General features: G+C 39.0%; 20 protein-coding genes, 1 tRNA gene and 1 riboswitch. Of the genes, 4 read left to right on the forward strand and 17 right to left on the reverse strand.

Annotated elements, in window-relative coordinates:
• Positions 1–262 precede the first annotated feature (262 nt).
• From OE105_RS10735 to OE105_RS10775, 9 genes are all read right to left on the reverse strand, one after another.
• Positions 263–535, reverse strand: a complete 273-nt coding sequence (locus OE105_RS10735; RefSeq protein WP_275420176.1) for an acylphosphatase — start codon at positions 533–535, stop codon at positions 263–265.
• Positions 536–658: 123 nt separating this feature from the next.
• Entirely contained in the window at positions 659–1,105 is a 447-nt protein-coding gene (locus OE105_RS10740) for an Hsp20/alpha crystallin family protein (protein ID WP_275420177.1), read from the reverse strand.
• 860 nt (positions 1,106–1,965) lie between these two features.
• Complete coding sequence (locus OE105_RS10745) at positions 1,966–2,994, reverse strand: LacI family DNA-binding transcriptional regulator (protein ID WP_275420178.1); 1,029 nt, start codon at positions 2,992–2,994, stop codon at positions 1,966–1,968.
• An 86-nt stretch (positions 2,995–3,080) separates the two neighbouring features.
• The gene (locus OE105_RS10750) at positions 3,081–3,908 is read right to left on the reverse strand and encodes a carbohydrate ABC transporter permease (RefSeq protein ID WP_275420179.1); all 828 of its coding nucleotides are present in this window, start codon (positions 3,906–3,908) and stop codon (positions 3,081–3,083) included.
• A gap of 5 nt (positions 3,909–3,913) precedes the next feature.
• On the reverse strand, positions 3,914–4,792 hold the full coding sequence (locus OE105_RS10755) for a carbohydrate ABC transporter permease (RefSeq protein WP_275420180.1): 879 nt from the start codon (positions 4,790–4,792) through the stop codon (positions 3,914–3,916).
• Positions 4,793–4,888: 96 nt separating this feature from the next.
• Positions 4,889–6,148 carry an ABC transporter substrate-binding protein gene (locus OE105_RS10760; protein ID WP_275420181.1) on the reverse strand — a complete coding sequence of 420 codons (1,260 nt, stop codon included), beginning with the start codon at positions 6,146–6,148 and terminating at the stop codon, positions 4,889–4,891.
• Positions 6,149–6,536: 388 nt separating this feature from the next.
• Positions 6,537–8,879 carry a glycoside hydrolase family 65 protein gene (locus tag OE105_RS10765; RefSeq protein WP_275420182.1) on the reverse strand — a complete coding sequence of 781 codons (2,343 nt, stop codon included), beginning with the start codon at positions 8,877–8,879 and terminating at the stop codon, positions 6,537–6,539.
• 564 nt (positions 8,880–9,443) lie between these two features.
• A complete protein-coding gene (locus tag OE105_RS10770) occupies positions 9,444–10,019 on the reverse strand; it encodes a TetR/AcrR family transcriptional regulator (protein WP_275420183.1) in 576 nt (191 codons plus the stop codon).
• Between the two features lie 205 nt (positions 10,020–10,224).
• A complete protein-coding gene (locus OE105_RS10775) occupies positions 10,225–11,142 on the reverse strand; it encodes a DUF7916 family protein (RefSeq protein ID WP_275420184.1) in 918 nt (305 codons plus the stop codon).
• A 334-nt stretch (positions 11,143–11,476) separates the two neighbouring features.
• Here OE105_RS10775 and OE105_RS10780 point away from each other — a divergent pair, with 334 nt between their 5' ends.
• The 3 genes from OE105_RS10780 (at position 11,477) to nagE (ending at position 14,425) form a co-directional block, all read left to right on the forward strand.
• Positions 11,477–11,965: a PTS sugar transporter subunit IIA gene (locus OE105_RS10780; protein ID WP_275420185.1), complete on the forward strand. Its 489-nt coding sequence runs from the start codon at positions 11,477–11,479 to the stop codon at positions 11,963–11,965.
• A 16-nt stretch (positions 11,966–11,981) separates the two neighbouring features.
• Entirely contained in the window at positions 11,982–12,800 is an 819-nt protein-coding gene (locus tag OE105_RS10785) for a PRD domain-containing protein (RefSeq protein ID WP_275420186.1), read from the forward strand.
• A 179-nt stretch (positions 12,801–12,979) separates the two neighbouring features.
• The gene (nagE, locus tag OE105_RS10790; protein ID WP_275420187.1) at positions 12,980–14,425 is read left to right on the forward strand and encodes an N-acetylglucosamine-specific PTS transporter subunit IIBC; all 1,446 of its coding nucleotides are present in this window, start codon (positions 12,980–12,982) and stop codon (positions 14,423–14,425) included.
• Between the two features lie 117 nt (positions 14,426–14,542).
• On the opposite strand, the gene OE105_RS10795 is transcribed toward nagE, so the two are convergent.
• The gene (locus tag OE105_RS10795; protein ID WP_275422167.1) at positions 14,543–15,349 is read right to left on the reverse strand and encodes an enoyl-CoA hydratase/isomerase family protein; all 807 of its coding nucleotides are present in this window, start codon (positions 15,347–15,349) and stop codon (positions 14,543–14,545) included.
• Positions 15,350–15,639: 290 nt separating this feature from the next.
• On the opposite strand from OE105_RS10795, the gene OE105_RS10800 reads away from it, so the two are divergent.
• On the forward strand, positions 15,640–16,131 hold the full coding sequence (locus tag OE105_RS10800) for a sigma-70 family RNA polymerase sigma factor (protein ID WP_275420188.1): 492 nt from the start codon (positions 15,640–15,642) through the stop codon (positions 16,129–16,131).
• Positions 16,132–16,230: 99 nt separating this feature from the next.
• Here OE105_RS10800 and OE105_RS10805 read toward each other — a convergent pair whose 3' ends face one another.
• From OE105_RS10805 to OE105_RS10835, 7 genes are all read right to left on the reverse strand, one after another.
• Positions 16,231–17,424 (reverse strand): dicarboxylate/amino acid:cation symporter, encoded by a 1,194-nt coding sequence (locus OE105_RS10805; RefSeq protein WP_275420190.1) that lies wholly within the window; start codon positions 17,422–17,424, stop codon positions 16,231–16,233.
• Between the two features lie 772 nt (positions 17,425–18,196).
• A tRNA-Pro gene (locus OE105_RS10810) sits at positions 18,197–18,270 on the reverse strand.
• 522 nt (positions 18,271–18,792) lie between these two features.
• Positions 18,793–19,575 (reverse strand): zinc ribbon domain-containing protein, encoded by a 783-nt coding sequence (locus OE105_RS10815; protein WP_275420191.1) that lies wholly within the window; start codon positions 19,573–19,575, stop codon positions 18,793–18,795.
• Between the two features lie 310 nt (positions 19,576–19,885).
• Positions 19,886–20,254: a hypothetical protein gene (locus tag OE105_RS10820; protein ID WP_275420192.1), complete on the reverse strand. Its 369-nt coding sequence runs from the start codon at positions 20,252–20,254 to the stop codon at positions 19,886–19,888.
• A 215-nt stretch (positions 20,255–20,469) separates the two neighbouring features.
• Positions 20,470–20,560: riboswitch (cyclic di-GMP riboswitch) on the reverse strand.
• Positions 20,561–20,810: 250 nt separating this feature from the next.
• On the reverse strand, positions 20,811–21,719 hold the full coding sequence (gene thrB / locus OE105_RS10825; RefSeq protein WP_275420193.1) for a homoserine kinase: 909 nt from the start codon (positions 21,717–21,719) through the stop codon (positions 20,811–20,813).
• Between the two features lie 260 nt (positions 21,720–21,979).
• On the reverse strand, positions 21,980–23,029 hold the full coding sequence (gene thrC, locus OE105_RS10830) for a threonine synthase (protein ID WP_420842525.1): 1,050 nt from the start codon (positions 23,027–23,029) through the stop codon (positions 21,980–21,982).
• A gap of 5 nt (positions 23,030–23,034) precedes the next feature.
• Entirely contained in the window at positions 23,035–24,330 is a 1,296-nt protein-coding gene (locus OE105_RS10835; RefSeq protein WP_275420194.1) for a homoserine dehydrogenase, read from the reverse strand.
• Positions 24,331–24,820: the final 490 nt, after the last annotated feature.

The raw sequence follows: 24,820 nt of genomic DNA on the forward strand, positions 1-24,820 counted from the left end.
TGGAAAAGCACGAACGGAACACCCGACAGACGAGCTTACAAGTCGAAAAGCGGAATGCACCGCCAACGAAATGAAATCGACCGCATTCATGAAAGGATTTGTACTTTTTTCGACAACCCCCGGGATCGAGGAAAACGTCCGCCACCAAAAGAAGGGCTGCAACCTTTTTCCAGCCCTTTTTTTAATTCAATATTTTCATCATTTTTCATGGAGAGAATGCCATTGAACAAAAGCAAACGGAAAATTTTCCTTTTCCATTTCTTTAATATTTAATCGAAAATTTTCGGTATCCCTTTTCTTGATCCGAATAATCAACTTGCATATGTGTAATTTTTATAAAACGATGTAAACCCGTCTTTATCGTTTCTAAAAATTGATCTAGCTCTTCCTTCGTTCCTTCAATTTCCAGTTCGACCCTTCCGTCATCCAAATTTCGAACCCAACCATGAATTCCTTGTTCCAGTGCCTTTTGGTAAACGGAATAACGAAAGCCGACACCTTGAACCCGGCCACTAACAATCACATGGGCAATCATCCAATCCCTCCCTTTACAAAACATCCCACGAAAAAATCAATATGTAAAGAAAGGGGTCCCGGTACATGGACCCCCTATTGATATTCCGTATAAATACGTTCCATGATGAGACGAATTCGGAACTTATTCGATTTCAATCGTTCTCCGTTTCGGTTTTGATGGTTGTAATTTCGGAATTTCCAATTTTAAAATTCCGTTGTCTAATTTTGCTTTAATTCCATTTTCATCGATATCATCGACATAAAATTGTCGAACGAATTCGCCGTAACGTCTTTCTTTCCGAATATATTTATTTGTATCGTCTCTCTCTTCTGTCACTTCATCCCGTTTCGCCCGAATGATCAACCGATTATCTTCCACTTCAATCGTAATATCATCCTTCGTAAATCCAGGTAGTTCCGCCACGACATAATATGCGTCTTCCTTTTCCATCACATCCGTTCGAAAAGAATGTACACTAGGAGATAACGGAGAAATGCTGCTCGTTTGTTCAAAAGCTTCATTAAAGGATTTGGCAATTTGTTCAAATAAATCTTCACTCATTTTACGAAAAGGGGTTAAATCAAACAACGTTTCCTACCTCCTTTTACGAATGATTATCGCCCATCGATCCAAGTTAATAACCGATGAGCCATTTCCTAATCCTATTTTATCCCTAATAGTAAAAAAATTCAAAAGTCAAATTAATCGATTTTTCGCGGTTTTTCTTATATTTTTTCGCCATTTCTTTGACTTTCTTTGACTTTGACTATTTTTGACCTTTTTTAATAACTAATTTAAAACGTTATTTTCTAGTCTTCTAACCACCGAGAATTGCCTTAATGGTTTGTCACCGATAACGAATTGGACTTCCCATCCCTTCACCGGCAAGGCACAGATGGATTAGCCATTAAAAAATGACCAACATTTCGAAAACATGAATCCTAAAGGGAACGATTCAAGATATAAAAAGAGTCCCTAATCCTATCGATTTTCCAATTATTCATTCAAAAATCAAAAGGATTGCCAATGATTTTGTCTCTTTAATTTTTAGTGTTGGTGACTAAACCTAGCACCTTTTTTGATCAAAAAATAGAGACAAGTGACACTCCCTAGTAAAAGCCAAACCCCATTTAAAGGAGTAATGTCACATGTCTCATCATTATTGAAGTTCCATTGGCGGCGACTCTTATAGGGAAAGCCCGAGCCTCAAGACCCCCCGGAAACGTTGTTACAAGGAGGCGGGATCGTGCCACTGGATGCGCGTCCGCCAATGGAACGAATCACTTCAAATAAATTTTGGATGAATGGACAATCTAATCCGATTACATTGTACTGAAAAAAGTCACGAAATTATTCACCAACACGATTTGACAAAGAACCAAGATTTTTTGCTAAAAAAACACCTCCAATTGGTTTCATCAAAAACCATCGGGGTGCTTTTCCAATGTTTACAATTCTTTCACGCTTTCCCTTTCAATAAATTGATAATCCACGATTATTTTCGTTTGTTCCGTCACGCCCTCTTCCATGATATCCTTTAGTAAAATTGCACTTTTATAACCAATTTCAAAAAAGTTTTGCTTGATCGTTGTAAGGGGAGGTGTCGTAAATTCGGAAATGGCTAGTCCGTCAAATCCCGTAACAGATATATCGTCTGGAATCGTATATCCCGCTTCTCGAATCGCCTTCATAACACCGATTGCCATTAAGTCGCTAAAACAGAGGAAAGCGGTCGGTTTCTCATCTTCTAAATACTGTTTTGCCACCGAATACGCATCCTGTTCCTTAAAATTCCCATACAATATATGATCCTCCGACAGCTGTGTATCAAAGGCGTGAAAGGCATCCATCACACCTTTGAGTCGTTCCGTATTCACATAAGCCTCTTTAATTCCAGCCATAATAACGATCTCTCGATGATTTTTTTTCAACAAATATTCCGCCATTTCCCGTGCTGCCTTCCGATTATCAATCGATACACTTCCGATAATATCGCTTTTTTCAACCGGCTCAATATCGATCAATACGCATGGGATGTTTGCATTCATCAATTCCTTAAAATACGAATCATCCGTTCGAATCCCTTGCAAAATGGCCCCACCGATATTCCGTTCTCGACAAAATTGCGTATATGTTTTTTTTCGTTGCTTTTGAGAATCGATTAAATAGATCGCCAATTCATAATCGCTTTCATCGACAGCCGTATAAACCCCTTTAAATGCTTCTAACGAGTTATCGCTATCCTTTTCATCACTATCCATAATCCCTGAGGTTATCATGCCGATCGTCATTAACCGTTTCGAAGACAAATTTTTCGCCACAACATTCGGCGTATAATTCAGTTCTTTGGCGATTTTTAATATTTTTTGTTTCGTCTTTTCACTTATATCCGGGTAATCATTGAACGCCCTCGATACGACGCCAATGGATACCCCGGCTTTTTTCGCCACATCTTTAATCGTTGCCACTACAATCATCCCTTTTATATCCCTGATTTACCATTAAATTCATAACATATTATATACGATTTCCAATGAAAAAAGAAAAACCGCAAACTTCTTCTTTACTTAATGCCTGCTGTTTGATCGTTACTTTTTAAGAAGTATTTATTTAATACAACATATATAATAAAGATCGGTATGATGGAAATGATCGCTCCAGCCATAATTACATCCCATTTTGTCGCATTCATATACTGTTTCGATAAAGCATTCAACCCTTGTGTAAGCATATATTTATCCGGACTGGAGATGAATAGTAATGGTTTCATAAATTCATTCCATACACCCATAAATACGAAAATCGCCTGTGTAGCTAGAGAAGCCCGGGCGTTCGGTAAAACGATGCGGAAAAAGGTACCGAATCGGGTTAAACCGTCGATTGCCGCCGCTTCTTCCACATCCCTCGGGAAATTGATAAAAAATTGACGCATCATGAAAATATACGTAATGTTAATCATCGTTGTGAAAATAATCGAAAAATGGGAATTAATAAGCCCGAGATTCGAAATGACAATATAAAGGGGAATCATCGTCACTTGGGACGGAATCATAATGAGCATCAGGAGCATACTAAACATAAACTGTCTTCCTTTAAAAGGAATCCTCGCTAATGCATATCCGGCCATCGTATTGAAAATCACATTTAAAATCGTAACAGCAAGGGAAACGGTTAACGAGTTTTTCACCCAGGTTGGAAACTGGGATTGGAAAATCGTTTCATATCCGTCGAAACTCCACTTTTCTGGGAAAAAGGTTCCCCCTGCGGAAATTTCTGCCGTCGTTTTAAATGAAGTTAAAATACTCCATAAAAAGGGAACTAATGTTAACAAACCGTATAAAATTAAAATCGTATATACCGTTGTTTTTAATATATTATTTTGCCTTTTCATTTTCATCACCCATTCACTTCGTCCGCCTTCATCACTTTATTAACGATAAAGGTGACCATAAAAATAATGATTCCCAATATAAAGGCCATCGCTGTCGCCCGACCCATATCGTTACTCGTAAACGCCAATTGATAAATATACAACGTAAAGGTTAACGTTGAATTTTGCGGACCTCCGGAACCGTTAGAAAGGATAAATGCTTGGTCAAAAATTTGAAAACAACCGACAACACCCATCGTAATGACATAAAAGGTGACCGGCATTAATTGAGGTACCGTAACGTAGAAAAATTGTTTGATTTTGCCCGCTCCATCGATTGATGCTGCTTCATACAAAACTGGAGGTATATCTTGCAAACCGGATAAAAAAACGATCATAAAATGGGGGACGGTTGAAAAAATATTCATAATCATAATGACCGCCAGTGCTAAATCCGGATTTGTAATAAATTGGACTTTCGTACCGAATAAGGAATCGATCATGTTTACGACTAAACCGTTATTGTTAAATAACCACATAAAGATTAATGTCATCGCTGAAGAAGATGTTAGCGTTGGAATAAACATAATTGAAAGAAAAAGTCGATTAAATTTAATTTTACTATTCAAAAGGGAAGCCAAAACCATCGCAATAATCGTCTGGATCGGTACAACGACCATCACGTATTCTCCAGTATTTTTAAAGGCGGCCCAAAATTTCGGATCACTGAAAATTTTTCCGTAATTATCCAAGCCGACAAATGTTCTCGTGCCCGCCAACAAATCCACTTTAAAAAACATCATATAAAGGGCGTAGATGATCGGTACGAAGGTGAAAATAATAATGACCGCTAACGCAGGCGCCATAAACGTATAACCTTGTAGCAGTCTCCGTTTCCCTGACATGTCATCTCAACTCCTTATAAAGGGAACTTCATACTCGCACAATCGTGTGTGAAAGGAAGGGCTGCCCTCTAGGAAGCAGCCCTAAATGAGTCTCATTTATTCTTGCTGTCTTTCAATCTCAGCATTCGCTTCTTCTTCTGCCGCCTTCATCGCGTCTTCAACGGATAAATCCCCGTTTAATGCTGCTTGGAATTGGTTATCAAAGGATTGGGAAATGATTGGCAATGTAATGCCGGACGTCCAAGGTGTTCCGTATTTCGCACCTTCCACATGTTCTTTTAAATTCGGATCTTCCGTTAAATTCATCTTTTCGGCAACGGAAATACGTGTCGGTAATGTTCCCGATCCTTCACTCCATTGTTGTTGTCCTTCACCAGTCATGTATTTCACGAATTGGAGAGCCGCATCCTTGTTCTTTGTATTCTTTGAAATGGCATATCCGACGGTGAAAATCATCGTTTGTTGTTTACCATTTACAGTCGGTGCAGGTAAAACCTTATATTGAACATCTGGATAATCTTGTTTCAATGCACTTAAAACCCAGTTTCCTTCGATCATAATAACCGCTTTATTCGCTCCAAAGGCTGCACCGGACCAATCCATACCGAGGTCAATTTGCGGGCTTAAAATATACCCTCCGTCTTGTCCAACAACGATGCTTTGCAAGTAATCAAGGGCCTTTTGACTCGATGTGAAGTCTGCCTTGCCATCATCTTTTACTGGATTGAGACCGGAAGCGATAAATGAACTTAAGTGTCTTGCCATCGTTCCGTCAAATACCATCGCTGCTTGACCGTCTTCCAATTTCGTTTGCAATTCTTTCGCAAATTCAACTAAACCTTCCCAATCGGACGGTACATCTTCAATCGTATATCCTGCTTTCTCTAACAAATCCGTATTCACATAGGTTGCCAAAGTGGAATAGTCTTTCGGTAATGCATAAAGATTACCATCTTGATCTTTAAATGCATTTAATAACGGTTGATAAAAATCATCCGGATCTTCTACTTCATCGGTAATATCTAAAAGAACGCCACTGTTAATAAACTTCGGTGCAACATACGCTTCTAAATAAAATACATCTGGAGCATTTTTAGCTGCAAATCGAGCCGTAATCGCATCTTGGAAGTTATCTTGGATTACTTCAATCTCCACGTCGATCCCTGTTTTCTCTTCAAAACTTTTTACCGTCTCTTCCAATGCGTTGGATTCCGCAGGAGAAGACGCCCAAACTGCTAATGTAATCGACTGATCTTTTGAATCATCGGATTTCCCACTATCTTCGTCCGACGAATTACAAGCCGCCAACGTAAATACGAGTGACAACGATAAAAGCACATAAATGAGTTTTTTCATTGACCCTTTTCCTCCTTATATTTGTTTAAATATATGTGAAATGTTCTTGTATTCTTTGTTTAAACCGGTTCGATACATCCCTACTATAAAACAGGTGAAGGGAATACCGACTTTTGAAGGGAATACGATGCTGTATTTCCAAACATTTCATCCATTGTCATTTTTAATAAATCGTGATACCCTTATTCTTATATACGCTTTCTTCTTCCGTATGTCAGAATGGATTTCTGAACATACGGTTTTTTTCTTTTTTGCCCTTTTTTATTGATCCCAACGATCCCCCTTCCTCCGGTTTCATATAAGAATACAAGGACATTTACCACCGGCTAAAAACATTTTTCAAGATGGAATTTGTTTCCCATTCAACATAACAGAAAAGCATTTACTGTTAAAGTTGGATTTCTAGTTCCCCATGACAAATCATATTTTCTCCTCGGACATTCAGCGGTATATCTTTTCCGTTATGCGTCCGGATCATTAACGAGGACTTTGTCACTTTGATTAAGACAGGTTCACCTCTCCAATAAATGGTAAACTCCATCTCCTCCCAATGGTCCGGCAATCTTGGATGGAATGATAACTGATCACCTGTAAGCCGAAGACCTGCAAATCCGCAAACAGCCGCTTGCCATATCCCACCGATCGATGCTGCATGAATACCATGATCCGACGAATGCATAAACGGTCCTAAATCGATTTCTGCTGCCCTTCGAAATAGGGAATAGGCTAATTCGGTCTCCCCTATATCATTTGCTAAAACTGCATGGGTGGATAAACTTAAGGAAGAATCATGCAATGTTCTCGGTTCGTAGTAATGGAAATTGGCCCGTTTTACCTCTTCATTGAAAAATGGCTCTACTTGATTTAATAAATAGAACATAACGAGCACGTCTGCTTGCTTCGTAACTTGCATTTGATTTACTTGTTCTAAATTATAGTCGAGGAATAATGTACCGACTTTTTTACTCTGTTTATATTTCGTTAAATCGATCTCTTTCAATTGTAAATACGTATCATCTTGTGGGATGACAAGATCCGCATTCGGTTGGGGCAAATAAAGTTTTTCCGATCGCTCCAACCAAAGAGGGTAAGCCTTTTCCAAATGTAGTTTTTCATTTAACTGTTTCAGTAACGATTGGTTCTCCCGTTGAAGTTTTTCATAATACTTGATTGCTAACTGCAAATTGAAATGGGCCATATAATTTGTGAAAGCATTATTGTTTACATGTTCTTTATATTCATCGGGACCAATCACATCGTTAATATGGTATCTCCCGTGTGTTTCATCCCATTCTAGACGACTCGCCCAAAATTTCGCCGTATCGAAAATCATTTCATAACCGTACCGATTCATGAAATCTTGGTCACCGGTAATTTGGTAATATTGGTAAACGGCAAATGCGATGTCGGCCGTAATATGCTGCTCAATAAATCCTGACCATATTTTCGTTTGTTTTCCCGTTACAATATCCACTGCTCCCCAAACCGGCGTAACTTCGCCATCGGATGGCCAAGCAGCTTCCCACGGATACATCGCACCTTCGTAATTGTTTTCCTTCGCTTTTTTTCTTGCCCCTTCCAAACCTAAATAACGATACGTTAAAAGGGACCTTGCCACCTTAGGATTCGTATAGGTGAAAAATGGTAAAATGAAAATTTCCGTATCCCAGAAGGAATGACCTTTATAGCCTTCACCACTAAGTGCCTTCGCACCGATTCCCATCCTTTCATCATGGGCAGGTGCCATCGCTGTTAAATGATAGATGGCAAACCGTAATGATAAAAGATCGAAGCCATCTTTACTTTGAATGTGTAAATTATAGTGATTCCAAACGCGTTCTTCCCACGTTTGAACATGCTTTTTGAACAATCCATCGTAACCGATTTGTAAACTATCTCGTAAATCTTGTAAAGCCACATCTCGCAACTGTTGGAAGGATATACCTTCCTCAGAGAAGGGACGATCAATGCTCGTGTAGACGTTCGTTATTTTTTCCATCTCCAATTTGTCCCCAGGATTTAGTTCCGCCTCAAAAGTAAGCCAAATTTTTCTACGATCGATGTGCATCCGTTGATTTTTAATCTCTTTTCCATTTACCGTAACTTGATGGGCGGAATTGATCACGACATCAACATTGGATTCGGTCGTATGTTGGAGAAGTTGGAGAAATTGTTTATCGAAAATTCGTTTTTCCCCTTCAAGGAAATGTTGAGAACCACTGTTTGTCATCCGACCATCGATCCCCGAATCAAAGGATATGGAAACCGGTTTATTTACACTTTCAATTTCCATTTTCATGCCTATTAAATGTAAATTTTCGAGGGAAACGAACCTGCGAAAGCGAAAGCGTAATATTTTTCCCTTTGGCGATGTCCAATCAAATTGTCGAACGAGCTCAGCATTCTTTAAATTTAACTGACGTACATAATTTTCCGTTTTCCCTAATTCTAAACTGAATCGCTCCCCATCTATACGAATGTCGATTCTTGTAACATCAGCAAGATTTGGTAATTCGGTGACTTCCCCTTCACCAAATTTATTAAAAGTACCATTAACAAATAAATTGCGAACTTCTTTTAAGTACGGTTCTTCTGTAGCCGAACGAAGGCCCATATAACCGTTCCCTAAATACATGATTGATTCACATTTCCCAAGGGTATCCGGAGAAAATTTCGTTTCGGATACGATCCAATTTTCGTATTTCCCTTTACCGAGCGTATAGTCCATCATTATTGAAAAACCTCCATCAAAAACGTTTTTGTTTTGTTCAAAAATTTTTTCTGCTAAACTATTTCTTCGTAAAAACTAGGTGTCGTTCTTCGCTTAAAACGTTACAATTCGTAGCTAAATGTTTTTCGGAAGATCTATCATCAACCTTCCTCTAATAACAAAGAGAAAAGGGAACTACTCACCTTTAAATCAAATCTTTGAGAACGAAGCTAAAGAACAAAAACGTTTTTGTATTGTTCAAAAAACATATATCGGTTCCTTTTGGCCGATATCCGTTTTTTCCAAAAACGTTTTTGTATATAGGAATAATAAAACGCTTTCAATACCATTTTCATTTTTATTGTACTACCAATATTTCAATTGGTCAATAAAAATATGAAATGGGGTTTTGTCTATTTTTTTACAAAACTATTTATTTGTTTGTTCATCTTCCCTTTCCCTTTAATTCCTTTGGTAAAAATGGGCAATATTGTTTAAAGGATTTCTATAAGCAATTTCAAGATCCCTTTCGCCATCCAAGCAAACCAAATTGATTCCATATTTCGAAAAAAAGGGGGATAAATTTTAATCATGATTGAAAATTCCATAGGCAACCATCTCTTTCATCGAAGCAAACCATCGTTCATCGGAAATGGGGGAGGAATTGGGTATGGAAATCGTTTGGAAAATCATGCCGATAATTAATTCATCTGGTAAATGGGACTTAATTTTTCGTTGTTTTTTTCCCTTTTCAATCAACTGTTGTAGTCGTTCATACATCTGTACATGCATTTGATTCAGTTTTTTCTTATTTTCCGCCATCCGTTCATTCCCCTGTTTAGGTATCAAAAAAATCATACCGAGAACTTGATGAATCTTATCATGTTTCAAAATAGCTCGGAGTAAAAATTCGAATTGGTTTTCAAAGTCGCTGATCTCATCCAATTTTTTCAAATCACTCATAAACTGGTTCATTTCATATAACATAAAGTCAGAAATGAGTTCATCCTTGTTTTCGTAATATTTATAAATGGCAGCTCTCGTAACACCCAATTCCTTGGCCAATAGTCGGATGGTAAATCCCTCATACCCGAGTTCCAGCAATAATTTTTTCGTTTTTTGAAAAAGATCTTCTGTCGTAAATTTCCTTTCCCTAGCCATCGAATCCCCCCATGACAAATTAGTCAAAATCTTACTCCCCGCCTGGAAATATAGACGGGGAGGTGAGAGCTGTTATCGGTTATGTGATGAAATGAATGGTCGTGAAACGTTTGAACAAAGCTGTGGCGACAATTATGTTCCATATTTGAGTTCATGTTGGAGAGGAATTTCTTCAAATCGTATTTCCATGTAACAACGGAACATATTACCGCAAGATTGATGCAGCCATTCGCGTAAATGTATGTCTTCTCCCTCGTATTGCAATAGAGTAAACCATAATATTTTCTGGAACGGCAATCCCCATTAATCCGGTATCCCCAATATGGTGGATATCTGCGCCGGCCATTTTATTGTATAGGGCAATCCGTTTAATCGTTTCCTCATCGGCCCCCTCTTGGCTCGTCCCAATGGTTGTCATGACGAGTGCACCAGCGCTTTTTGCCGTTTCAACTAATTTGGATAATTTGTCTAAAGATGTCCCTGGAACTGTGCCCACTCCGGGAAGTAAAATGACATCTGCACCAGCTTCTACAAATTGGCGAACGACTTCTTCCGACACTATATTTATACCCGCTTCACCTTTTACTCCAGCTCCATGCATCTTTCCAGCGATAATCAATCCGTCCTTTCCAAAGGCTTCCCTCGCCAGTTGAATGGATTTCGTGATTTCTTTGTTCGTCACACCTGTTTTCGGATTTCCCGTCAAACAAACAAAATCTGCTCCAAGTTCCTTTGCTTTTTTCAAGGATTCCAAGGTAGCCATTCTTCCTTCAGATAATGTCGAAAGCGTTTCTGCTCCCCTTGCATCGAGATCGACCGGTTCTAAGTTTACCCCGACGGGTCTGCCAACCAATTCCTTTACTTTTCGCAACAATTGATTAGGCGAAACCCCTTCCAAGCCTTCGATTTTTGGATGATTTACATCGAAAAAATTTAACAAAATCAAATCCGCTCCGAATGCAGCTGCATATTCCGCATTCGTTAAACCAGGATATAAGGGGGAAGCGGTACAAATGACTTCAGAAACCATCGTACGCCCTTCCGACGCATCGATCGCCCTTTTCAAATCTTGTCCAGTCATTTTTTGAAAATCCGATGCTGTACAGTTCAATAACCTTTTCATTGATTCATCTCCCTTAAAAGAATAGTTAAATCCATCTCGCTTTTTTATCCAGTATTATTTTTGTTATATAGTAAATATATATAAAAGAGCAAGGGATAAAAAGCCTCTTTTCTTTTGTTCAGAATTTAGTCGAAAATTTGTTAATTTATTTTACTTAATTCAACCCCGATTATATTGTATTTTCGTGCATTTAATGGTAACATAACTTTAAAGGAAATTGAATATACACATGTGACTGATTCGATCAGGCATGGTGGTTTACATTGAGGCGTCGTCCCTCTTTAAACCATCATGCTTTTTTATTTCCCATTTAAATGAAAGGAAGTTAGAAGAAATGTTTACATTTTTTAAAAAACGTCGTAGTTTAACCATTATTGCACCGATGAGTGGAAAATATATACCGTTAGAAAATGTTCCCGATCCGGTATTTAGTGAAAAAATTATGGGAAACGGTATTGCCATTGAACCGACTGACGGAAACGTTTACTCCCCAATCGATGGAGAAGTCATATTGATTCCTCCGACGAAACATGCGATCGGACTTCGGGCGGTAGACGGAACTGAAATCTTAATTCATATTGGTTTAGAAACCGTTACATTGGATGGTAATGGCTTTCACCTACTTGTTGACGTTGGGGACAAAATAACTGTGGGTCAAAAACTTGCGGAAGTTCAACTCAATTATATACGAACCCATGCCAAATCAATCGTAACACCCATTGTCATTACAAACGATTCGGACGGAAAAAAAACCTATACAATCCCGAATCCTAAAGAAGTCATTGGCGGAAAAACAGAAGTACTCACGATAACCGAAAACTAGTAAACGGTGGTGACCCATGAGGATTTATAAAATATTAAATAATAACGCCGTGATCGTCAAGGACGGTGGGGTAGAAAAAATAGCAATCGGTCCGGGTATCGCCTTCAACAAACAAAGAAATGATGTGATTAACCCTAAAAAAATCGAAAAATTATTCGTGATGGAAGAAAATGAAAAATTACAGCAACTACTCAAACGAATTCCTGAAGAACATTTTCTCATTTCAGAAACAATTATCTCCTATGCGGAAAAACAAATGGATACGAAATTAAGCGAACATATCCACATTCAGCTTACCGATCATATTTCCTTTGCCATCGAAAGGATCAAGGAAGGGATTCATCTTCGAAATAAACTGTTGAACGAAATCAAAATATTATACAAAAAGGAATTTACCATTGGGCTTTGGGCCATTGATTATATTAAACAACATCTTCAAATTGAAATGGATGAGAATGAGGCAGCTTTTATCGCTCTCCACTTGCATACGGCAAAGCAAAAGGGAACAGATTTAAAGGATGCCATTCGGCAAACGACGATCATTCAAGATATGGTAAAAACGATTAAAAGTCTTGTCCAAATTGACGTACAGGAAGATGATTTAGCTTATCACCGATTGATTACCCATCTACGTTACGCTTTGGCACGGACGAATAAATACGAGATTCGTACTTTGGATGATGAAATTACGGAAATGATCCAAAAGAAATTACCCTTCGCCAATCATTGTGCACATGTTTTAGCAAAAAATGTTGCTGAAAAATATGATATCCACTTTTCCGAACAAGAACTGGCATACATTACGTTGCATATTGAACGATTACGAAAAAAATAAAATCGAACAATTTATTTCACCTAGCAACGCAGGCACTCAAACATTCGATTCCATTTAAGGAGGTGATGAATAAAAAATAGAAGTTTCAAACCCGTCGTCCTTATTTTCGTTATTGACTCATGGATTGGTTTCACTGTAAAACCCGTTTAAAAACAAAGAAATGATTGGAGGAAAAAACAATGGTCATGAAGTACGTGCAAAAGCTTGGACGGTCTTTAATGTTACCAGTAGCCGTTTTACCAGCAGCCGCAATTTTAATGGGGATCGGATATGCGATTGACCATGAAGGTTGGGGTGCAGGAAACGCGTTAGCAGCTTTCTTCATTAAGGCTGGGGAATCAATTATTGGAAATATCCCGATTTTATTTGCCGTCGGTGTTGCCCTCGGAATGGCGAAAAAACGGGATGGTTCAGCCGCACTAAGTGGTCTCGTCGCCTATCTTGTCACGACAACCCTTCTGTCCACCGGGACGGTTGCGATGCTACAAGGAGTTGACGTGGCAGCAGTAGATCCGGCTTTCGGCAAAATTGGAAACGCCTTCGTTGGGATTTTATCCGGAATTATCGCATCTATTTGTTACAATCGATTCCATCATGTGAAACTGCCGGATGCCCTTGCCTTCTTTAGTGGAAAACGTCTTGTACCGATTATGACCGCTACGTCGATGATCGTCATCTCTGGCTTATTGTTCTTTATTTGGCCACCATTGTACGGGGGACTTGTCTCCTTTGGGGAAACGATCGCGAAACTCGGTGCAGCTGGCGCTGGATTATACGGATTTTTCAACCGACTTCTCATTCCAACCGGATTACACCATGCCTTGAACTCCGTGTTCTGGTTTGATGTGGCAGGAATCAATGATATTGGAAACTTCTGGTCCGGAAAAGGAGAACTAGGTGTAACCGGAATGTATCAAGCTGGTTATTTCCCGATTATGATGTTCGGACTTCCAGCAGCTGCCTTAGCGATGTATCATACGGCGAAATCAAATAAGAAAAAAACCGCCGCATCCTTATTATTTGCAGCAGCCCTTGCATCCTTTTTAACCGGTGTAACAGAACCGATTGAATTCGCCTTTATGTTTTTAGCACCAGCCCTTTATCTCGTTCATGCCGTTTTAACCGGTATTTCCTTATTTATTGCATCCGCGTTCCATTGGACAGCTGGATTCGGTTTTAGTGCAGGTTTGATTGACTTTATTTTAAGTTCCCAACTCCCTCTTGCAAATCAACCATATATGTTGCTCGTTCAAGGACTCGTTTTTGCTGTTATTTACTACTTCCTATTCCGTTACTTAATTGTGAAATTCAACTTGAAAACACCTGGCCGGGAAGATGATGAGGAAACAAAAGAAATTCCTTTAGCACCTGGAAAAGAGAGATTTGCTGTAATGGCAGCACAAATATACGAAGGTTTAGGTGGTGACGAAAACGTCATCTCCGTTGACAATTGCATTACCCGTCTTCGTGTAGAAGTAAAAGATATGAAAAAAGTCGATCAAGGGAAAATTAAAGCGACTGGAGTCCCAGGAATTAAAGAGGTCGGTCCGCAAAATATTCAAGTGGTCGTCGGAACAAATGTCCAATTTGTCGCCGATGAAATCGCTAAACTGCGGAAGGAATAATCTTATCGTTAAGCCAATAGCAGGTGGGGAAATGGTGTGTCAACATACCATTTCCCCTCTTTTAATGGATATTGAAAAGGTTCACCATTTGAATCGATTTAACCGAACATGTCAAATTTATCGTCCGCGAAAATTCGGCCGCCTTTTTTCTAAAAATGCGTGAACGCCTTCTTTGAAATCATCGGAAGTATAAGCATCGATTGCCATTTTTTCGATTTCCACCGAACTTTCCACCGAACCCCGAAAAATATCCTCAATTATTTTTTTTGCACCGGAAAGGGACATTGGAGCATTTTTCGCTAACATTTTTGCATATCGATATGTTTCTTCCACCAACTCCTCCGATGGAACAATTCGATTAACAAGTCCCATTTGAAAGGCTTCCTCCGCATCAATGATTCTTCCGCTAAACAATAAATCCTTCGCTCGGGAAGGTCCGACTAAATCGACTAACCGTTTCGTTCCCGAAGTATTGTAAACGAGTCCTAATTTCGCCGGTGTAATACCAAATTTACCCGTCGAATCGGTAAATCGGAAGTCGCAGGCAAGGGCGATTTGGCAACCCCCTCCGACACAAAAGCCTTGAATAAGAGCGATGGAAGGCTTTGGTGAATCGATGATTACCTTTTCCAATTTTGATGGAAGTTCATTAAAGGCGACCGCCCTTTCCCGATTATGATAAATCCCTTTAAATTCGGTAATATCCGCACCGGAAGAAAAGGTCGTCTCAATAGAACTTCGAAAAATCATCACCTTCACTTCTGGATTGTTCGTACATTGTGTAACGATATGAATCAGGGACTCCCACATCTCCCAACGGATGGCATTTTGTTTTTCTGGTCGATTAATAACAATCGTCCCAATTCCGTCATCGATTTGTAAAAAGACATCCTTTTTCACTTCGCTCAACCGATTTCTTTTCACCAATTGATCAACCCTCATCTTTCCTAACCAGTGTTTGGTTACATTATAGCTTACATCGAGGAATTCGGAAAATCGGGAGGATTAAGGAGAATTGTATTAAAAAATTAAAAAATTAAATTTTTTCAAGGTCATTTATTCGTTTTCACTAATTAAAATGGGGAATTTTTGCCGGAAAATTAAATTTTTACTTGTTTTTTGAAAATTGAAAATTAGACACCCGTTCCCTCCCTATGTATTTTAAATATACCCGGGAATCTAATAAAAGGCGCGCCTTTTAGAAAGGAATGGAAATGAAAACATTTGAAGAAATCGAAAAGGAAATGCGCCCGATGATTTTCTCCATCATTCGTGGATTAAATATTTACAAAAACTACGATGAATATGTGCAAATCGGCTTAATCGGTTTGTGGAAAGCATATATTACGTACGATCCAAAAATAGGAGCCTTTCCAACCTACGCATATCACTATATTCGGGGAACGATTTTGACGGAATTACGAAAGGAGAAGAAAAAGGAGGAACGAGAACTGCAAGTAAAGGAGGAAGATTGGAAAATCATTGGAGGCTCTGTCCATGATGAACTCTTTATCCATCAATTTATTTTTGAAGAACTGTTAGCCAAACTTCCAGAGAAAAAGCAACAACTCGCTCGTCTTTATTTCTACGAAGGGATCGAACTGAAAGAAATTGCGAAACGATTCCAGATCGGTTACTCAACAGCGAAGCTTTGGAAACGGGAGGTGATCCATTATTTAAGAAAGGAATGGGAAAATGAGTATTGATACCTTCGGATTTCAATGAAAAATTGGGCGGTTATTATATACTCCGCCCAATTTCCATCCTTTTTTCAGTCCAATATCATCGGGAATTTCAAATCGTTGTTATCCAGCTTGTTGAACCTTTTCTTCTTTCTCTTTTCTTTCTTTGATCCATCGATTCACAAAAACGGTAATCGCACCGTCCCCCGTTACATTCGTCGCCGTTCCTAAGCTATCCTGTGCTAAATATAAAGCAATCATTAGGGAAATCATCGTTTGATCGAAATGTAGCATCGCCTCCAACAGCCCTAAGGCAGCCATCACCGCTCCCCCAGGGACACCGGGTGCTGCGATCATCGTTACAGCTAACATTAGGATAAACGGCAAATATTCCGCAAAGGTCGGAAGATTTCCAGACAATAACATGACACCCATGGAACTAATGACGAGGGTAATCGTACTTCCAGCTAAGTGAATATTGGCCAAAAGCGGAATCGTAAATTCTGCCACACTTTCCTTTACTCCTGTCTTTTTCGCTTGGGCCAATGTCACGGGAATCGTTGCTGCCGACGATTGGGTACCTAGGGCAGTAAAATAGGCTGGCGACATCGTTTTTAATAATTGAAACGGATTTTTCTTGGCAACGGTCCCACTAGACAAATATAAAATAAGCAAATAAGTAATGTGTAAAATTACGATTAGAACAAACACTTTCGCAAACAATGATACAATCGTCTGAACTTGTCCGCCAAAGGTCATGTTGGCGAAAATTCCAAAAATATGAAATGGTAAGAGTGGAATAATAACGTTATTAATTAGTTTTTCAATGATTTTTTGAAAATCTACAAACACGTGATATAAAGCCTTTTCCTTCAATACGGACAATCCAATTCCAATCACAAATGCGAGAATTAACGCACTGACCACATTCATAATCGGAGGAATCTCCACTTCAAAATACGACGAAAGTAGAAATTCTTCCGGATTTTCCGCATCGACTAAGCTTTGTCCAGTTAGCAGTTGGGGCAAAACCGCTTGTCCGACAAAAAAGGCGACCGTCCCCGCCAAAATGGTTGAAAAATAGGCAATGGCTGCCGTCCATCCGATCAGCTTTCCAGCCCCTTTCCCTAAACTACCAATACCCGGTACGATAAAGCCAAGAATAATCAGTGGGATTACAAAGCTTAAGAAATTACCGAAAATCCCGTTAAACGTAGCAAATACCCGAATGAACGAATCAGGGGAAAAACTTCCAAATAAAATACCAAGGATGATGGCAACAATAATTTTAGGTAAAAGACCGATGTTCCGTAACATTGTTTTGTCCTCCTGTATTATACATTTGTTTTTATAAGGTATACTTTACGATATTTGTGAGAAAAAGACAACCGTTTTGTTTTTTACAATTTTGGAAATTTCCTAGGTTCATTTTTTTTGGGGATTTCCTAGAATAAATGGAGAAATGTGTTTTCCTTCGCCATTTCAACATCGAAGGTTGAAGGAATGATTAGGGGATCAGAGAAAGTCTTTCCAATAAACATACTTATAAACGGTGCATGGAACATCTTTTCCATATTAAAAAAAGATGTCAAACTGTTGGGAAACTCGATGAAAAGAAAAAAAGACTTGTCCCTCCTTACATCTGAGAACAGGGGAGTGTTTACACACGTGAGTCACAGATCGGAGTGATCAAGTGTGTATGCTCAATTATTAACAATTTTAATGGAACTTATCAAGTACTAAAATGGGATTATTTACCATTTAAGGATGTGACTTAGAAGGATGCCTTTGAGAAGATGAAAAAAGGAAGCATGGTCGAAGAGGAGCCGATTGCAGAAACATAAGGAAAAATCAATCATCTGTATCGATTAATGATTTGTTGTTAATTCCATTTTGATGCAAATAACTGCCTGATCCACATGTTTTAAGTATAGTTTTCCTTTCCCGATTACAATACGATTTGTATAACAAAAGAAAAGACCAAAAAACCACTTCACAAGTTAAATCTGTGAAATGGTTGAATTTACAAGTATGGAATTTTCAGTGAATCCGAGTTTCAATCCTTTAAGTTATAAAAAGCACAAAAAAATCGGGAAGACAGGATTTGAACCTGCGACCCCCACGTCCCGAACGTGGTGCTCTACCAAGCTGAGCTACTTCCCGACGATTCTTCAATTGCGAACATCAAACATTATATCATTTCTATTTTAAAAAAGCAATAGGGAAAAGTATTTTCGGAAATCTACAAGTTTGATTATATAGTCAATATTCCTTTTTGTCTATATGAAAATGTTTTAAACGGAGCTTTGATAAAATAGATCGAGGTCCTTCATAAAACAGTGACCTCAATCCTTGTGCGAAAATCCATTCCTTATCCTTATTCCCTGCCTAAAACCTTCATCCATCCTTTTCCCCAATGAATATGTTTATCATTAATTTGCATTTTCCTCGGGACATAAGCCAACCAAACAGATTAATTCTTTAGCTTTGCAGATAACATTGTCGTTCGTTCATTTTATTTACTCTGTATAATTGGGAGGATGTGCGTTCTAATTCATTCCGACTCGGTGTTGCCACGGGTTTACAAACGCTACCTCCCGATACAAATGGCTGGCAGATTCCTCACGATCATTCATTTTTCCTTCTAAACGAGTAAGGAGCGAGTTGTTAAACGTTTAGTCCCATTTAATAAAAGGGAATTACATTCTGAAAGAAACCTTCAAACACATGGCCAATCATTGAAAATAACATATCACTAAAAAGATTGATTGTGAAAAACGTCAAAACATAGACGATTAGCGTTCCATAAAGGAGATCGATACCAGCTTTTCTCCCTTTGGTATAGCTCATCAATACAAAGGGAGGAGCAATAAAAATAGCTGATGTAAAGCCTAAAAATAAAAACATGAAAAATATTCTCATATTTAAAAAGGCCGTGATAAAGGCTAGAGCAAAGATCGCAACGAAGGGAACGAGCATCGTTCCAAATCGGGAAATGACATCTTGAATGGTAGCAGGTATTTTACTAATTTTTATCACTAGAAAAATATATAGGCCTATGAGAAGGACAAAGAGTACCGATCCAATGAAAGGTTTTAGAAAGAGATTGAAAAACGGCTTTTCAATCCACTGTAATACATCGAATAAGGAAAAGTAAATAATCATTGGAATAAAAATCGAATAAAGACCGATTGTAATGAAGCTATTCATTTGTTGCTCCTTACCAACTTTTGAAGCCTCTTGATAAGGATTTTTTAATACCGTCAAGAAATATTGGAAATATCCCTTCGACAATGTTTTGACCGTTTCCAACTTATCGTGATCTTGAACCGTTTGCTGTCCGTTTTCTTGTTCTCCTCCAGGAAACTCCCTTTGATCCTTTGAATCGGTATTTTCCATTAAAGGGGTGCCACATTTTATACAGTAGTTCCCTGAATCATTTTCGTATTGACAATTTGGACATTTCAAATAAAACACACTCCTTTTTCCTTAGAATGGATCCATCCTTTACAGTTGATCGGTACGAAAAAACTCACACACTTTTCACCTCTCCTTTGAACCGATCTCGGAGAATAAGTCATTGGATCCTCATATCTATGTATATCATAAAAATACATACAATCATACACTCGTTATATGTAAAAAAACAATTTTCCCTATTTAAAAAGAAAAAAGATTTATGAAAATATAAAAATCATTCGAATGAATGCTATTTCTTCCTTTTTCATATGTTGATTCGTTTAAAAAAAAAAGACAGGTTCATTCTTTCACCTGTCAATTATAATTTCAACCAAAAATGCATGTTATTCATCGTTAAATCGACCTTTGGAATATCGGTCATTTTCTTTTCGTATTTTAGAAAATAAAGGAAATTATTAATGTCTTTTAATACCTCTGTAAAACTAACTTCAGCGAAATTTTTTTCTCGGTGATATTTAATGTAGCTATACAATACCTTTTCATCAATAAATTCAATGAAATAAATATTCGTATATGTATAGACGTAAAATAGAATTCGATCAAGGGAGTGGTGTAATTGTTGGAGAAAAGGACTGTACGATTTAATTTGAAATTGTTTGACTAAAAGCTCATAGCGCGTCGTTTCCTTCAATGTTTTCATTGCAACATTTTCCTTTCCAACATTCATTTTTCTGGTCCTACAAAAATATCAACACTAGAAAAGGCGCAACCGAAACAATAGGAAACTGACAAACTATTCGCTCTATTAACTGAAAATTCACAAATTTATCCGAATACAACTCCGCTCCCTGTTCAATTCAATTAAACGGTGAAAGACCGATGATAGAACATCAGTATTCTGTACGGCACAATCCCGTACATGGTAAAAAATAAATGTATTTCATTGGCAACCAGGCGATCATAGTTTAAGCATTTAACCTTAGACCCTAGGCTTTGCGTCCTACCCTTTCGGCGTAGTTTGCCTTTTTCAATGTATGAATATTTTGTAGAGAACCATTATTTTACAAATTAAAGTTTAATATACGTTCGATAAAAAAACAATTATTTCGTCAATTTTTTTCAAAGTTTTTGGTGAAAATTCGATATTATTATTTATAATTTAACAAATTTTACTGTTTATCGCTATTTTTCGACATAAACATAGTCGCCAATTATTTTAGTTGGCGACTTCTCCCAAATCCTTCGACAAGATCTGTAGAATATTCGATTTAATCGTCATCGTTTTACATGTTTAAAATTTGGACTCCCTTACGATCCAACGGCAATGATTTTACCGTTCCCTTGATACCTAAATTAGAATAAACCTTCTCCATATAAGGGACGAACAAATGATTTTCCTTTTTCGTTATTGCAATAGTCGTCGGTCCCGCACCACTGATTGCAAAGCCTAATGCACCGTATTCCTTTGCTGCCCTTTTCAACTGGTGAAACCCCGGAACGAACTTTTTTCGATACGGTTGATGAAGCCGATCATCCATCGCCTCCCATATAAGGGACCATTCCTTCTTCGCAAATGCGGCCACAAGTAAAGCCGAGTGGGTTAAAGCATGGATCGATTCTTCCTTTGAATAGGTTGTAGGTAACACATGACGTGCCTGAGCGGTTGAAAGTTTCTCCTCGGGAATGAAAGCAACTGCCATCAAGTTCTCCGGAGGTTTCATTTTGGTAAAAGCATATCCCCCTTCTTCCCTTTTAGCTCCTATAAAAAGACCCCCAAATAAAGAAGCACCGACATTTTCCGGATGTCCCTCCATCTCGGCAGCTAATTGAAACAATTCCTCCTTTTTGAGCGGTTCCCCTGCTAAAAGATTTGCTCCGACCATCCCACCAACAATCGCTGCCCCGCTACTTCCTAATCCTCTAGCAACCGGGATCCCAATATCGACTATTCCTTCCAGTTCAGGTGGTTTTTTCCCCGTTTCACGAAATAATTTTTCCACAGCTCGATAGATGATGTTACTTTTTCCAGAAGGCAGCACTCCATCGGATTTTCCTTTGTATTGAAAATGGGTATGATCGGAAATTTTTAAATGAATCGTCGTATACATTTGTAAAGCCAATCCGATTGAATCGAAGCCGCTTCCGAGATTAGCGGTACTTGCGGGAACGCGTATTAATACTTGTTTCCCCATTCTCATCCCCCCTCTTTTCAACCCTCCCAAAAGGAATCGATCGATTTGTCTACCTAATGCATAACCTTTTTTCATAAGCGACCACTCAAGTTGAGTCTCTTTCATTTCCATCGTAAAAAATTGTTTTTTCGGTAGATCGATCATCTGTTTGAAAACGATACGTATTTTTGTAAAGATGTCCAACTATGACCCGATACCATTCTCGCTCATATTCTTTATTAAAGAAGAAACAACGATTGGAAAAAGCAAGATTTCCCCGTTTAGGCATATTCCGTTAACACTTTCCTTACCGATTCGTATTCGCCTTGCACCCTTTTTATATCAAAGGGCTTATTCAAGACGATATCTGGATCCTTCAATCCATTTCCAGTCAGCACACAAACAACCGTTTCCCCCTTTTCAATCAAACCGTTTTTCCGATGTTTGATTACCCCAGCTAAGGAAGCAGCCGAAGCAGGTTCTGCAAAAATACCTTCCTTTCGGGCAAGTAGTTGCTGTGCTTTAAGGATTTCCACGTCGGTCACGGAATCGATCCGTCCCTTTGATTGTTCAATGGCGTCCGTCGCCTTTTTCCAACTCGCCGGATTCCCAATTCGAATCGCCGTTGCAATCGTCTCCGGTTGTTCGATTACCTTTTTCTTTACAATGGGTGCCGCTCCTTCCGCTTGGAAACCGAACATGCGCGGGAGTTTTTTCATCCTTTTCCTTTCCTTGTATTCAGTAAATCCCTTCCAATAGGCGGAAATATTTCCTGCGTTACCGACGGGAATGGCTAAAATATCCGGTGCTTCTCCGAGCTCATCGACAATTTCAAAGGCGGCGGTCTTTTGACCTTCCAACCGGTACGGATTCACCGAGTTGACAAGGGTGATCGGTTGATGGTTCGAAATTTCTTTTACGATCGACAAAGCCTGATCGAAATTCCCTTGAATAGCGATTATTTTCGCTCCGTACATCACCGCCTGACTTAATTTTCCAACGGCGATTTTTCCATCCGGTATGACGACATAACAGTTCATATTCGCCCTCGCTGCATAGGCGGCAGCAGATGCGGACGTATTGCCTGTGGATGCGCAAATAATCGACCGACTTCCCTCTTCTAACGCTTTGGCAACGGCCATCACCATGCCCCGATCTTTAAAGGATCCGGTCGGATTTACCCCTTCATATTTAAAATATAAATGAAGATCCAGTTCATCGGATAAATGTTCCGCCTTAATTAAAGGTGTATTTCCTTCGTGAAGGTGAACATTCGGCGTATTGTCTGAAACCGGTAAAAGCGATCGATATTTTTGGATAATACCTGCCATCTTCCTCATCCTTCCACTCGATAACAACTTTTTACTTCTTTGATAAAATCCGACTGTTTGAGCAAATCCAACACATGCTCAATGCTTTTTTTCGAAGCAAAATGGGTGACTAAAATGAGTTCCGCTTGACTTTGATCCCCAATATACGGTTTCTGGAATACCTTTTCCAAACTAATTTCCTCTTCTGCCATCCATTCGGCAATTTTTGCTAAAACTCCGCATTCATCTTGAACGATTAATCGTAGAAAAAACTTGGCGTATATCGTCTCCTTTCCTTTCAACACTTTTTCCGAATAAGAAAGGGGCATATGTTTACCGGTCACACCGAGTTGAATATTTTTCACCACGGACACTAAATCGGACAAAACGGCGGTGGCTGTCGGCAATTCCCCCGCTCCCGGTCCGTAAAACATCGTCTCTCCAACTGCTTCCCCATACACATAGACCGCATTGAACACATCATTGACTGCTGCAAGGGGGTGGGTATCTTTCACGAGGGTTGGCTCCACACTTACTTCAATTCCCCATTCATCCCGCTTTGCAATGCCAACTAATTTCATCGTGTAGCCCAGCTGTTTGGCAAAGTTCAAATCTTCCACCGTTATCCCACCGATTCCTTTACATGACACATCGTCCACATTGATTCCTGTATGAAAACCGAGGGATGCAAGGATCGCCATTTTCCTTGCAGCGTCCAATCCATCCACATCGGACGTTGGGTCCTGTTCTGCATAGCCGAGACGTTGGGCCTCTTTCAATGCCTCTTCAAAGGAGACCGCCTCCCTCATCATTTTCGTTAAAATATAGTTCGTCGTCCCGTTGACAATACCGATCATTTTTGTAATCCGGTCGGAAGAAAATCCATCGGTAATCGTTTTTAAAATCGGAATACCCCCTGCCACACTGGCCTCATAATACAGATCACAACCGCACCTGGCCGCCAATTGGAGCAATTCATCTCCATAGAGGGCCATTAAATCTTTATTCGCCGTAACCACATGCTTCCCCTTTTCCAACGCTTTTTGGATATACGTTTTCGCCGGTTCAATCCCACCCATCACTTCGATAACAATATCGATATTCGGATCATTCAAAAGGGTCGAAGGATCAGTTGTTAATAACCCATGTTGAACGGATAAGGGACGTTCTTTCAACGGATCTTTAATTAAAATCCGTTCAATATGGATGGAAACCCCCGTTTGTTTATATAAATCTTCCTGGTACGCATGAACTAGACGGACGACACCCGTTCCAACCGTACCAAAACCGATCAGTCCAATGTTCACTTCCTTTTTCCCCATCATTTCTCCTCCAAAAAATTTATTCCGTTCACATCTTCTGTCCGTCACCCTTTCCTGTCTGAATCGTTCCCTATAGCTTCCGAATCATTTTTCTATCCGTCGAAAAAAAACAGATATAGGAAAGGGGATGTTTGACCAGTATTTGTTCTTTTGTAATATACATTTGTTTTTATATAGTGTACATTTTATATAATTTTCCCGAAAATGACAATGATAAATTTTGACGAGATGGAAATCATTCTTACCATCGTTCACATAAAAACTAGGTCACAGAAATTTGGAAAGATTCAACCTACGTTATTTTTAAACGGAACGAATGGTGCGAATTGGTCTTTTCGAAAAGAAGGAAATTTTTTGAAAGGAGCAGTAAACATGTTCTTACAGAAGGAAAGGGGATTCTTTCATTGCCAGCTTCAATGGTGGAGTTTCGATTAATCGTTGATCCATTAGATCTAGACAGGACTGAAAGAATTCGAATTTTGAAAAATAC

This window comes from Fervidibacillus halotolerans, assembly GCF_026547205.1.
In the GTDB taxonomy this organism is placed as follows: domain Bacteria; phylum Bacillota; class Bacilli; order Bacillales; family Caldibacillaceae; genus Fervidibacillus; species Fervidibacillus halotolerans.